The following is a 13071-nucleotide window of genomic DNA, read 5'->3' as shown; positions in this document are numbered from 1 at the left end:
CCCTAGCGGAAACACCCAGCGTATTCAAGGACCTGGAAGGCTGGATGCGGAGGAGGCTGCGTATGTGCCTCTGGAAGCAGTGGAAGCGGGTACGGACAAGATACCGCGAGCTGCGTGCACTGGGGCTACCAGAGTGGGCAGTAAATGAACTCGCCAACGCTCGTAAAGGGCCGTGGCGGATGGCCCACGGGCCAATGAATAGAGCCCTGGGCAACGCCTACTGGCAAACCCAGGGCCTGCTGAGCTTAACCGAACGCTACCAAACTCTTCGTCAAGCTTGGTGAACCGCCGGATGCGGACCCGCATGTCCGGTGGTGTGAGAGGACGGGGGTTAGCCGCCCCCTCCTACTCTATTAATATATTTCAAAATATTAACCTATAAATAAAAGGAGGGAAAATATTAAATTTAGCAGGAAAAAAGTCAATTTAGGTAGAATAACTATAAATAATAATAAAATAATTTTTGCAAGTCAAATAAAGGAGGAGATCGGGTTTGAAAAACTATGGCAGTGACAGAATAAAAAACATCGGACTCTTTGCCCACAGCGGTGCCGGAAAAACGTCCCTCGCAGAAGCGATGCTTTTTACCTCCGGGGCCATAGACCGCCTCGGTAAGATAGATGAAGGCAACACCACCTGCGACTATGACCCCGAAGAGATAAAGAGGAGGATCTCGATTTCCACGTCCCTGGCTCCCCTGGAGTGGAAAGATTACAAGATAAATATTCTGGATACGCCGGGTTATTTTGACTTCGTTGGGGAAGTAAAGAGCGCCCTGAGGGTTGTCGACGGCGCCGTTATAGTCACCTGTGCGGTATCGGGTGTGGAAGTGGGCACCGAGCAGGCGTTTAAGTTTACCGAAGAACACGGTCTTCCCTGCATATTTTTCGTGAACAAGATGGACCGGGAAAACGCCAACTTCTACAAAGTACTTGAAAAAATCCGCGAGTTCTTCGGCCAGAGGGCCATACCCTTCCAGCTGCCCATCGGGCAGGAAGCAAATTTCAAGGGCGTCGTCGACATAGTCCACCAGAAGGCCTACGCCTTTGACGGCAAGAGCGTAAAGGAGACGCCGGTGCCCGACGACCTGAAAGGCGATATGGAGAACTACCGCTTCATGATTATGGAAGCCGCGGCCGAGGCCGACGACGACCTGCTGGCCAAGTACCTGGAGGGAGAAGAACTGACCGGCGAAGAGATAGAAAAGGGACTGAAAATAGGAGTAAAGACCGGCAGGATATACCCCATTGTCTGCGGCTCTTCGCTGGCCAACAAGGGAATTCAGCTTCTTTTAGACACCATCTGCTGCTACATGCCTTCGGCAGTGGAAGGAAAGGCCGAGGTGGGCAAAAATCCCAGGACCGGTTCCGAAGAAAAGAGGGAATGCAGCAGCGGTGAACCCTTCTCCGCCATCGTATTCAAGACCATGGCCGATCCCTTTGTTGGCAGACTCAACCTGTTCAAAGTCTGCTCCGGCGTTCTGAGACCCGACACTATGGTGTACAATGCCACCCGGGGTGTCGCTGAAAAAATCGGACACATATACTTCATGAGGGGCAGGAAACAGGAAAATGCTGAAGCTGCCGTGGCGGGCGATATAGTGGCTGTCGCCAAACTCCAGAACACCTATACTAATGACACCCTGTGCGACAAAGACCACCCGATCCTCCTTAATACCATAGATTTTCCCGAACCGGTGATATCTTTTGCGGTGGAGCCCAAATCGAAGGGCGATGAAGACAAGATATCTTCGGGTCTTGCAAGGCTCACCGAAGAGGACATGACCTTTAAGGTGGCCAAGAACAACGAGACCGGGCAGCTCCTGGTTTCCGGCATGGGAGAAATCCACCTGGAAGTGCTTGCTGGAAAACTCGCCAGTAAGTTCGGGTCCGAGGTCGTGCTCAGCGTGCCTAAAGTGCCCTACCGCGAGACCATCAGGGGTACTGCGAAGGTGGAGGGCAAGTATAAGAAACAGACCGGCGGCAGGGGCCAGTACGGCCACGTGTGGATAGAATTTTCGCCGATAAAATCGGAAGAAGACTTCGAGTTTGAAGAAAAGATTTTCGGCGGAGCGGTTCCGAAGCAGTACATCCCCGCCGTCGAAAAGGGCATAAGGGAAGCCATGAAAGAAGGCGTGCTGGCCGGGTACCCGGTGGTGGGGTTCAAGGCGGTCCTCTACGACGGGTCCTTCCATCCGGTGGATTCTTCTGAACTGGCTTTCAAGATAGCGGCTTCAATGGCTTTCAAGAAGGGGATTTCCCAGGCGAAACCGGTGCTTTTAGAGCCCATTTACGAGCTGGATGTGGTGGTTCCGGAGCATTACATGGGCGACATCATAGGCGACCTGAACAAGCGCCGGGGACGGATAATGGGCATGGAGCTGAAGGACGGCCTGCAGCACATCAAAGCTCAGGCGCCGCTGGCGGAAATTTTCCGCTACGCCACGGACCTCCGGTCCATGACCCAGGGCAGGGGCTGGTTCTCCGCCACTTTTAGCCACTACGAGGAAGTTCCGGCCCAGATAGCCGAGAAGATAATCGCCGAGTCGGGCAAAAAGCCCGTAGAGGAAGAATAATTAAAAGCAAACACCCTCCTTTTTCGATAGGTATTTTAAGCGGCTGTTAGGGAAAACTTAAAATGACAGACGAAAAAGGAGGGGCAGGCGGTGGAAAAAAAGCCGGAGAAACGCCTTGGTCATACCGAGGGCAAAACGGATGCTTTGTACAGGAAGAAGACCGACGACATCATAGAAGACGAACTGGCGGACGACACCATGTTCGGGGAAATAATCCCCAGCCTGATGGGTTGGACGTCGTCCGAGGAACAGGAAGAGCGCATGAACACATTGCTGGAGATATCGGAAGAACTGGCGGAAAAGAAAGAAAAGGCGAAAAGAAATGATTAAAGAGGGAGTTTCTCCCTCTAATTTTATCTCTTGAAAAAATTCCTGTTATTGGTTATAATATAAACAGCAAAAGTCAAAGATAGTCAAAGTCAAATCCCGGTTGCGGCACTGGAGGGAATTTTATGCCCAATCTGGCAGACGTCATAGAGAATTTTATAAAAGCCATGTTTCAGGAAGGCAGCAGCATCCTGGAGATTCAGAGAAACGAACTTGCCAGCAGGTTCCGCTGCGCTCCTTCCCAGATCAACTACGTGCTTACCACCAGGTTTACCCTGGAAAGGGGCTATATCGTCGAAAGCCGCAGGGGAGGCGGCGGATATATACGAATAAAAAAGCTAAAAATAAGAGATGACGATTTTTTGAGAGAAATTATTGAGATAGTAGGCGATTCTATATCAAGTTCCAGAGCCGGCGGTCTGGTAGAATTCATGTTGGAAGAAGGTATAATTTCCAGGAGAGAGGCGGAACTTTTCAGGGCCGCCATCAACCGGAACAACCTGGATGTGCCGCTGCCAGAGCGGGACAGGTTAAGGGCCCGGCTTTTAAAGGCCATGGTTGCGGCTTTGCTGGGCCATGAAGAGAATAAGGGGGCGAGATCATTATGAAATGCGATGAGTGCAAGAAAAGACCGGCTACTGTGCATATAACAAAAATAGTAAACGGAGAAAAGACTTTGATGCACCTGTGCGAGCAGTGCGCTAAGGAAAAGAATATATTCAGCGTCTCCTTCAATTTCGACGGAGAACCTTTATCGATGCAAAAGTTTCTGGCCAGCTTTTTCGAGCCGATGGTGAGCGAGTTTCGCGAAAAATCCCAGCCGCTTTCCTGCAACCGCTGTGGTCTTACCTTCCCCCGGTTTACCCAGATAGGCAGATTCGGCTGCAGCAATTGCTATGAGGCCTTTAAAGGTCAGCTGGATCCCATGCTCCGGCGCCTGCACGGCAAGACCTATCATGTAGGGAAGGTTCCCAGGAGGACCGGCGGCAGGGTGCGCATCAAGAGCGAGATCGAGAGGCTCAAGAGAGAGTTGCAGGAGGCTGTCAATGCCGAGGAATACGAGAGGGCGGCCCAGCTTCGGGACAAAATCAGGGAACTGGAACAGAAGCTGGGCCGGAATTAGCGGAGGTGCATAAAATGGCTCTGGAGGAACTGCTGGACACATCGAGAATCGGCTGGATAAATTCCACCGGTCCCGACAGCGACATAGTGATAAGCAGCAGGGTTAGATTAGCCCGGAATTTGAAGGACGTGCCGTTTCCGCACCTCCTTAACGGTTCCCAGGCTAAAGAGGTCGTCAAGAGGGTCTACGACGCCTTTACGTCCAATTCTGTGCTGGCGAAAGACGCCAGGCTCTACCTCATGGGCGACCTGTCGGAAACCGAAAAAAATCTGCTGGTGGAGATGCACTTTATAAGTCCGGACCTGGCCAGAGAGGATAAGGGCGCCGTGATAATCAGCAGCGACAGGCGCATAAGCATCATGATCAACGAGGAAGACCACCTGAGAATCCAGTGCGTTTTTTCAGGGCTGGATCCTCAGGAGGCTTACGAGCTGGCGAGCCGTGTGGACGACGTGCTGGAAGAACAACTCGACATCGCCTTCGACGAGCGGTTAGGGTATCTCACGGCCTGCCCCACTAATGTCGGCACCGGCATCCGCGTGTCGGTGATGCTGCACCTGCCGGTGCTCACCATGCTGAGGCAGGTGGACCGCATGTTTTCGACAATAGCCCAGCTGGGACTGGTGGTGCGGGGTCTGTACGGTGAGGGGACCGAGGCGTGGGGTAACCTGTACCAAATATCCAACCAGATAACCCTTGGAAAATCCGAAGAAGACATAATACAGAATCTTATGAGTGTTGCCGGACAGATAATCGCCAGCGAAAGGCAGGCCAGGAGAAATTTGAAGGGCGAAGACAGATTGCGCCTTGAAGACAAGATATCCAGGTCTTACGGGATCCTGACCAATTCCAGGCTTTTGACCACCCAGGAAGCCATGGGCTACATATCCGACGTGAGGCTGGGGGTGGACCTGGGCATAATTAAAAACCTCAAACCAGAAGACCTGAACAACCTGTTCATAACTGCCGGGCCATCGTATATCCAGGAGGTATTCAAAAAAGACATGACACCACTGGAAAGGGATTTAAACAGGGCTAATTTCTTGAGGGGAAAATTACTGAAGTGAGGTGAACTTTATGAACGGCAAATTTACGGAAAGAGCGCAGAGGGTTATCGCCTATGCCCAGGAAGAGGCAAGGCGTTTGAACCACAATGTGGTGGGAACCGAACACCTGCTTTTGGGGTTGATAAGAGAGGGCGAAGGAGTGGCTGCAAGGGCCCTTCAGAATCTGGGGGTCGAGCTTTCCAAAGTCCGGGAGCAGGTCGAAAAGCTCATAGGTGTGGGGCCGTTTACCATCCAGGGGCCGATCGGCTACACCCCCAGGGCCAAGAGGGTGCTGGAACTGGCCCTCGATGAATCCCGCAGGCTGAAGCATAACTACGTGGGCACCGAGCACATACTCCTCGGCCTCATCAGGGAAGGTGAAGGTGTAGCCGCGCAGGTGCTGGCGAACCTGGGCGTGGGCCTGGACAGGGCCCGGGCAGAGGTGCTGGCCATGCTGGGTTCCGACGTAAAGGGACATCCCGGCTTCCGGAAGTCCGGCAACACGCCGACCCTCAACCAGTTCGGCAGGGATCTAACCGAACTTGCCGCTGAGGGCAAGCTGGACCCGGTTATAGGCCGGCAGAAGGAAATAGAGCGGGTAATACAGGTGCTGACCAGGCGGACCAAGAACAACCCGTGCCTCATAGGTGAGCCCGGTGTAGGCAAAACCGCCATAGTGGAGGGGCTCGCCCAGAGGATAGTTGAGGGGGACGTGCCCGAGATTCTGAAAGAAAAGCGCATCGTGAGCCTTGATCTGGCTTCTCTCGTGGCAGGTACCAAGTTCAGGGGCGAGTTTGAAGAAAGGCTAAAGAAGGTGCTCAACGAGGTAAAGCAGGCAGGCAATGTCATCCTCTTCATAGATGAGATGCACACCATAATCGGAGCTGGAGCCGCCGAGGGGGCCATAGACGCCTCCAATATGCTAAAGCCCTCTCTCGCCAGGGGCGAGCTGCAGACGATAGGTGCGACCACTCTGGACGAGTACAGGAAGCACGTTGAAAAAGACCCGGCGCTGGAAAGGAGATTCCAGCCCATCATCGTCGAAGAACCTACGGTAGAAGACACCATTAAGATACTGGAAGGCTTAAGGGACAAGTACGAAGCCCATCACAGGGTGAAAATTTCCGACGAAGCCCTGAGAGCAGCGGCCAAACTTTCGGCCCGCTACATCACCGACAGGTTCTTGCCCGACAAGGCTGTAGACCTGATAGATGAAGCGGCTTCCAGGGTCAGGCTGCAGAGCCTGACAGCACCTCCGGAGCTCAAGGAACTGGAAGACGAACTGGAAGCCGTTCGTAAGGAAAAGGACGCCGCCATCAGGGCCCAGGAATTCGAAAAGGCCGCCAAGCTCAGGGATAAGGAACAGGAGATAAAGGCCAAAGTCGAGAGCCTGAAGGCCCGCTGGCAGCAGGAGCAGAAGCTGGAAAATGCTACGGTGACTGAAGCGGATATAGCCAGGATTGTTTCCAGCTGGACCGGCATACCCGTGGAGCGCATGACCGAAGAGGAATCCGAGAGACTCCTCCGGATGGAGGAAATTCTCCACCAGAGGGTGATAGGCCAGGATGAGGCTGTAGAGGCCGTGGCCAGGGCTATTCGCAGGGCCCGCGCAGGCCTTAAAGACCCGAAGCGCCCGGTAGGTTCCTTTATATTCCTCGGCCCCACCGGCGTCGGCAAAACCGAGCTGGCCAGAGCCTTGGCGGAAGCCATGTTCGGCGATGAGGACGCCATGATAAGGCTGGACATGTCCGAGTACATGGAGAAGTTCGCCGTTTCCCGCATGATAGGTGCTCCTCCGGGATACGTGGGGTACGAGGAGGGCGGTGAACTCACCGAAAAGGTGCGCAGGAAACCTTATTCGGTAGTATTGTTTGACGAGATCGAGAAAGCTCACCCCGACGTTTTCAACGTACTGCTGCAGATTCTGGAGGACGGCAGGCTTACCGACGCCCAGGGCAGGACCGTGGACTTCAAAAACACCGTCATAATCATGACCTCCAACGTGGGTGCAAACCTCATTCAGCGGACCAGGACCCTAGGTTTTGCACCAAGGGAAGAGGATGACAAAAACTACTCGGAGATGAAGGACAGGGTGCTGGAAGAACTGCGGCGCACCTTCAGGCCCGAGTTCCTCAACAGGGTGGACGAGATAATAGTTTTCCACTCCCTGAACGAAGAGCACATGAAAAAGATCGTGGATCTGATGCTGAAGCAGGTCAACGAAAGGCTGAGGGAGAGCGACATTAGCATCGAAGTATCCGACAAAGCTAAGGAATGGCTGGTAAAGAAGGGCTTCGACCCCATGTACGGCGCAAGGCCCTTGAGGAGGGTCATCCAGAAAGAGATAGAAGACAATCTTTCCGAAGAAATTCTGAAGGGCAAAGTATCCCAAGGCGATACGGTGCTGGTGGATGTGCAGGATGACAGGCTGACCTTCCACAGGAAAGAAGTGTCGCTGGCAAATACCGCTGAATAACGGACAACAGGGCTGTGCGAATGTGAAGACACCCGGCTGTAACCCCAACCAGTCCGGGCCGGCCGTACCGGACCGGCGGGTCTCGCCGGGTGTTGGACTTTGCGGTTAAATTTTGCGGGGCAGTAATATTGAAGGAGGGAGAGGATTTTGAAAAGTAAAAGGCGCTTTGTCTGCCAGCAGTGCGGCTTTGAGTCGATCAAGTGGATGGGAAGATGTCCCGAGTGCGACAGCTGGAACAGCTTTGCGGAAGAACCGGTGCCTTCGAACGCTGGTGTGTCGTTTCTGCATGAACACCAAAAGCCGCGCCTTTTAAGCGAAATAGATTATTCGGAAGAAGAGCGGATAAAGACGGGTTTAGCCGAGCTCGACAGGGTGCTGGGTGGGGGTATCGTCCCCGGCAGCCTGGTGCTGGTGGGTGGAGACCCCGGAATAGGGAAATCGACGCTGATGCTGCAGGCGGGAGCAAAACTGGGCGCGACAGGGAAAATTGTGCTCTACGTCACTGGTGAAGAATCGTCCAAACAGGTGAAGCTGCGCGCCGAAAGGCTGGGGATTTCCGGCGGATATCTGTACATAGTAGCGGAAAACGACCTGGATGTGGTAGAAAGGCATGTAAGAGAGCTTTTACCCCAGGTGGTCATAATAGATTCCATACAGACCGCTTACCTTCCGCAGCTCGAGTCAGCCCCGGGCAGCATCAGCCAGGTAAGGGAGGCAACGCTCCGGCTTCTCAAACTTTCCAAGGAAACGGGTACGGCCGTATTCATAGTGGGACACGTCACCAAAGAGGGAAGCCTGGCGGGCCCCAGAACCCTGGAGCACATGGTCGACTGCGTACTGTATTTTGAAGGCGAGAGATACCAGTCTTACCGCGTGCTGAGAGCCGTGAAGAACAGGTTCGGGTCAACTAACGAAATAGGCATTTTCGAGATGCAGGATTCGGGGCTGGCGGAAGTTGACAGTCCGTCGAAATTCCTGCTTTCGGGCAGGCCCGGAAATTCTCCCGGCTCCGCGGTGGTGTGCACCATGGAAGGTACCAGGCCTCTGCTGGTGGAAGTCCAGGCGCTTACCTGCCCCACCGGTTTCAATCTGCCCCGCCGGCAGACTTCCGGCATAGATTACAACAGGGCCGCCCTTCTGATCGCCGTTTTGGAGAAAAAATTAGGGCTGAATCTCGCACATGAAGACGTTTATATCAATGCGGCCGGCGGGATTAAACTCTCCGAACCGGCCGTGGATCTGGCGGTGATAACCGCAATAGTGTCGAGTTTCAAGAACAAACCGGTGAGGGATGTGGTGATCATAGGGGAAGTGGGCCTTGCAGGCGAGGTAAGGTCCGTAGGCTACATTGAAAAAAGAGTTACCGAAGCCGCAAAGCTCGGTTTTAAGGAAGCGATCATCCCTTATAACAACATGAGAGATTTGAAAAACACAACAGGTATCCAGATTTCGGGGGTAAAGGAACTGAAAGACGCCGTGGAAGCCGCTTTTGATTGATCGGTTTCAAAATGTCATGAGAGGTTGTAAATGCCCAGGGTAGTGAGCTTTTCGTTTTCTTCAACGAATACGTCGTAGAGATTGAGATTCAGCAGGTTGCAGAGAGCTGCCAGGTAGAAAAGGTGATTTCCCAGTTCCTGTTCCAGCACTTCTCTGCAGTTGGGGCACAGGTTGCCCTTCAGGTGGGTATCCATGTATGTGCTGAGGTCATGAAGGCTTATATTGCTGGGGATCTGCTGCTTTTTGGCGTTGACTTCCAGGCAACCGCAGACCGTAACGGACTTGGCGATGGCACGATTAATACGGCATGTGGTCTCCTGAAGCTTTGTCAGAACATCTATGATGCTCTTGTGCCTCACAAGGCACTGGGAGACTGCGGCCTGAAATTCATTACAGATCAGGTCCTTCATTGCTATTCCCCCTATTTATTCTTCACAAGTCTTATTATATCCATGAATTCGGGTGTTTGTCAAACTTAAGTTAGAATATAGAGAAAAATGTGAAGCCTCCGCCGGGAGATTGGTTACTGCGGTGTGTTTCTTTTTTTATTATTGATTACATGACCTGTATTTATTGAGATTAGGGGAATGTGGAATTGAGGTCCTGAAATGATTGGTAGTTCTTGGTACGTAAAAATCCCCATCAACAACTGGAAAACAGATTGACACGGCTCTGCGGTTTATAGTATAATAAAAATTTAACTTGACATTTAAGGAATTTTATGTTATTAAATAATCAGAATAGGGCTTAGGAGGCTGCGGAATGTTCAATATAGGAGACAAGGTGGTCTATCCCATGCACGGAGCCGGAATAATAGAGGCCATAGAAGAGAAAGAGATTCTGGGGGAAAAACAGAAATATTACGTGATGAGAATGCCCCTCAGAAACATGAGGGTAATGATTCCCATAAACAGCGTTAAGGAGATAGGCGTCCGTCAGATTGTGAGCGATGAAGAGATAGACCAGGTTTTCAAAATCCTTCGCGGCGAAAAGAGCAAGATGCCCACTAACTGGAACCACAGGTACAGAGCCAATATGGAAAAGATAAAGAGCGGCAACATATTCCAGGTAGCCGAAGTGGTGAGGAACCTGGGCCTGAGAGAAAAGGAAAAGGGTCTTTCCGCCGGAGAGAGAAGGATGTTTGAGAACGCCAAGCAGATCCTCGTCAGCGAAATTGCGCTTTCCAAAAATATCGATGAGATGAGCGCCCATAAAATGATAGAAAATGCGTTGGGATAAGGGCGTTCTTTTTATCTCTCCAATTTATGTCAGGATTTTTCTATCCTATATAGATTTGAGAATAAATATATTATATAATGTGATGTAAAGAAAAACTGCGCTAAAAATCGGCAATACTTTATATAGGAGGTGATAGAATAGTGATATACAGAATCATACGCGCAACCCTTACCCTCATAGGCCTGGCTTTGGGGTATGAAATAACGGTGTTGCTGTTTCGCCTGAACGATTTTCTGAAGCTTACCCCTTTGAGCCAAACCACCGTTATTGCCGGAAACGTCATTGGTTCTTTGATTTTAGCAATAATATTCTATTTATTAAGTCCGAGATTGATGTTATGGGGAACAAAGACCAGGGAATGGTTGGAAAGCCGGCTGCAGAAAACGCCGATGCGAGATATCCTGTACGGTTTCCTGGGCCTTCTCATGGGCCTTGTCGTCGCTAACCTGTTTTCAAGGGCGCTATTGAGTATCCCGTGGATTGGGGCTTTCCTGCCCGTGGTGGCCAACGTGGTGCTGGGCTACCTCGGCGCCAGCGTGGCTATAAAGAAGCGGGAGGAGCTCTCGGCCCTCATACCCATACCCACTGTACAGAAAAAGCAACATGCGGCGGTTGCGGCCAACCGGCTCAAGCCCAAGATACTTGATACCAGCGTTATAATCGACGGCCGGATAGCCGACGTATGCCAGACCGGGTTCCTGGAAGGCCCCATCGTAGTACCCGGTTTCGTGCTGGAGGAACTCAGGCACATAGCCGATTCTTCCGATGTGCTGAAGAGGAACCGCGGGCGCAGGGGGCTCGACATACTCAACAGGATGCAGAAAGAAATGAATATCGAAGTGCAGATATATGAAGGAGATTTCGACGATATATCCGAGGTGGACAGTAAATTAGTCAAACTCGCCCAGATGCTTGACGGCAAGATAATAACCAACGACTTTAACCTGAACAAGGTCGCCGAACTCCATAAAGTTCCCGTTTTAAACATAAACGAGCTGGCAAACGCGGTTAAGCCTGTAGTACTCCCGGGAGAAGAGATGGTGGTGCAGGTCATTAAAGACGGAAAGGAATCGGGCCAGGGGGTCGCATATCTCGACGACGGCACCATGATAGTCGTCGACGGAGGTAAAAAGCACATAGGCGAGACCATAGGGGTTATGGTTACCAGTGTGCTGCAGACCGCTGCTGGCAGAATGATCTTCGCCAAGCCGAAATCGATGTAGTACGGGGTGACTTTGATGAAAATTGCGGCGGTGATTGCAGCCGGCGGCAGGGGCAGGCGCATGAACTCCACCTTGAGCAAGCAGTTTCTGATGCTGAAAGGCCGCCCAATTCTATACTATACCCTAAGTACTTTTGAAACCCTGGCGGAAATTGAGGAAATAATCCTGGTGGTAGGTCCTTCCGATATAGTTCACGCCGAGCGGGAGATACTTATCCCTTACCGTTTTAAAAAAGTAAAATTGGTAGAGGGGGGACAGGAACGCCAGGACTCTGTTTACAACGGTTTGAGGAGCTGTTCTCCTCAAACCGATATTGTTGTTATACACGACGGTGTGCGACCTTTCGTGACGAAAAAAATCATAATCGACAGCATCGAGGCTGCTAAAAAATACAGGGCCGTCGGCGTAGGGGTGCCGGTAAAGGACACCATCAAGGTTGTGGACAAGGGTGTCATAATAAATACTCCCGACAGAAAAACCCTCTGGGCAATCCAGACCCCTCAGACCTTTGAATACAAGCTGATCCTGAGGGCCCACGAAGAAGCCAGGAACAGCGGGTTTTACGGCACCGATGATACGGTTCTGGTAGAGCGGCTGGGGTTTCCGGTCAGGATGATTGAAGGCGCTTACGAAAACATCAAGATAACTACCCCGGAGGACATGATAGTGGCCGAGGCTTTTATGGACATGGGCTATGGAGATTTCAAGAGGTGATGAAGAGTGCGTGTAGGAATAGGATACGACGCCCACCGCCTGGTGGAGGGAAGAAGGCTCGTGCTGGGCGGTGTAGTAATCCCCTTTGAAAAAGGCCTGTTGGGCCATTCAGATGCGGACGTGCTGGTCCACGCTATTAACGATGCTCTGCTGGGAGCCGCTGCTCTCGGAGACATCGGCAGCCACTTTCCCGACACCGATCCCAAATACAAGGACATAAGCAGCATCCTGCTCCTTAAAAAGGTGGGAGAGCTTCTGAAGCGGGAAGGTCTCGGGGTGGTGAACATAGACTCGGTAATATGCGCCGAAAAGCCAAAGCTTTCACCCTTCATAGAAAAGATGCGGCAGAACATAGCGGATGCGCTGAATATAGCGAAAGAAAAGGTGAGCGTGAAGGCCACAACAACGGAAGGTATGGGCTTTGAAGGCAGGGGGGAAGGCATTTCAGCCCAGGCTATATGCCTGATTAAAAAATTGTAAAAATGGGAATAAATAAGAGTGAGGAATGAAAACCTCACTTCAGACTGTCGACAAAGTAACTGTCGACAGTCTTTTTTTGCAAAAGCTAGTACAAAAATCATCAGCTTTTTAGTAAAATTAAAGAAGATACAAAAATATTGTGGGGCGATGAAATGTTAACGAAGAAAAATCGAGAAATAATAGAGCAGGTAGAATTAGTAAGCATCGATAGCTTAGTACCTCAAGACCATCTCCTTAGGGCAGTAGAAGAAAGCATCGACTTTAATTTCATTTATGATGAAGTAAAAGACCTATATAGCGAAAATACAGGAAGACCTAGTATTGACCCGGTAGTGTTAATTAAGCTACTCATGCTCCAAGCATTGTATGGA

14 protein-coding genes are annotated in these 13071 nt (G+C 51.4%); 13 read left to right on the top strand and 1 reads right to left on the bottom strand.

Annotated features, from left to right (window positions below; all coding sequences use genetic code 11):
- The 8 genes from LZ11_RS13070 to radA all read left to right on the top strand — a co-directional run.
- Nucleotides 1-284: group II intron maturase-specific domain-containing protein (locus tag LZ11_RS13070; protein WP_342782612.1), on the top strand; the 284-nt coding region annotated here is incomplete at its 5' end.
- Between the two features lie 209 nt (nucleotides 285-493).
- A complete protein-coding gene (fusA, locus tag LZ11_RS11490; protein ID WP_148868014.1) occupies nucleotides 494-2575 on the top strand; it encodes an elongation factor G in 2082 nt (693 codons plus the stop codon).
- Nucleotides 2576-2665: 90 nt separating this feature from the next.
- On the top strand, nucleotides 2666-2905 hold the full coding sequence (locus tag LZ11_RS11485; protein ID WP_148868013.1) for a hypothetical protein: 240 nt from the start codon (nucleotides 2666-2668) through the stop codon (nucleotides 2903-2905).
- Nucleotides 2906-3027: 122 nt separating this feature from the next.
- Nucleotides 3028-3510 (top strand): CtsR family transcriptional regulator, encoded by a 483-nt coding sequence (locus LZ11_RS11480; protein WP_148868012.1) that lies wholly within the window; start codon nucleotides 3028-3030, stop codon nucleotides 3508-3510.
- A complete protein-coding gene (locus LZ11_RS11475) occupies nucleotides 3507-4025 on the top strand; it encodes a UvrB/UvrC motif-containing protein (protein WP_148868011.1) in 519 nt (172 codons plus the stop codon). Before LZ11_RS11480 ends, LZ11_RS11475 begins: the two co-directional genes overlap by 4 nt.
- A 14-nt stretch (nucleotides 4026-4039) precedes the next feature.
- Nucleotides 4040-5092 carry a protein arginine kinase gene (locus LZ11_RS11470; protein ID WP_148868010.1) on the top strand — a complete coding sequence of 351 codons (1053 nt, stop codon included), beginning with the start codon at nucleotides 4040-4042 and terminating at the stop codon, nucleotides 5090-5092.
- Nucleotides 5093-5102: 10 nt separating this feature from the next.
- Nucleotides 5103-7547: an ATP-dependent Clp protease ATP-binding subunit gene (locus LZ11_RS11465; RefSeq protein ID WP_148868009.1), complete on the top strand. Its 2445-nt coding sequence runs from the start codon at nucleotides 5103-5105 to the stop codon at nucleotides 7545-7547.
- Nucleotides 7548-7694: 147 nt separating this feature from the next.
- Nucleotides 7695-9044: a DNA repair protein RadA gene (radA, locus tag LZ11_RS11460; protein ID WP_148868008.1), complete on the top strand. Its 1350-nt coding sequence runs from the start codon at nucleotides 7695-7697 to the stop codon at nucleotides 9042-9044.
- Nucleotides 9045-9058: 14 nt separating this feature from the next.
- Here the strand turns inward: radA and LZ11_RS11455 are convergent, their stop codons facing one another.
- Nucleotides 9059-9454, bottom strand: coding sequence for a DUF1573 domain-containing protein (locus LZ11_RS11455; RefSeq protein ID WP_148868007.1), 396 nt, complete (start codon nucleotides 9452-9454; stop codon nucleotides 9059-9061).
- Between the two features lie 352 nt (nucleotides 9455-9806).
- Between LZ11_RS11455 and LZ11_RS11450 the strand changes: the two genes are divergently transcribed.
- The 5 genes from LZ11_RS11450 to LZ11_RS12580 form a co-directional block, all read left to right on the top strand.
- A complete protein-coding gene (locus tag LZ11_RS11450) occupies nucleotides 9807-10283 on the top strand; it encodes a CarD family transcriptional regulator (RefSeq protein WP_148868006.1) in 477 nt (158 codons plus the stop codon).
- Nucleotides 10284-10423: 140 nt separating this feature from the next.
- Nucleotides 10424-11506 (top strand): PIN/TRAM domain-containing protein, encoded by a 1083-nt coding sequence (locus tag LZ11_RS11445; RefSeq protein ID WP_148868005.1) that lies wholly within the window; start codon nucleotides 10424-10426, stop codon nucleotides 11504-11506.
- Nucleotides 11507-11521: 15 nt separating this feature from the next.
- Entirely contained in the window at nucleotides 11522-12220 is a 699-nt protein-coding gene (gene ispD, locus LZ11_RS11440) for a 2-C-methyl-D-erythritol 4-phosphate cytidylyltransferase (protein WP_148868004.1), read from the top strand.
- A gap of 6 nt (nucleotides 12221-12226) precedes the next feature.
- Complete coding sequence (gene ispF / locus LZ11_RS11435; protein WP_148868003.1) at nucleotides 12227-12700, top strand: 2-C-methyl-D-erythritol 2,4-cyclodiphosphate synthase; 474 nt, start codon at nucleotides 12227-12229, stop codon at nucleotides 12698-12700.
- Nucleotides 12701-12852: 152 nt separating this feature from the next.
- Nucleotides 12853-13071, top strand: a 219-nt coding sequence (locus LZ11_RS12580; protein WP_484421981.1) for a transposase, incomplete at its 3' end; no start/stop codon positions are given.

The organism is Thermosediminibacter litoriperuensis (assembly GCF_008124715.1).
GTDB classification, from domain to species: Bacteria; Bacillota; Thermosediminibacteria; order Thermosediminibacterales; family Thermosediminibacteraceae; genus Thermosediminibacter; species Thermosediminibacter litoriperuensis.
The sequence above is the reverse complement of the archived record's forward strand: the minus strand, read 5'-3'. Positions and strand labels throughout refer to the sequence as shown.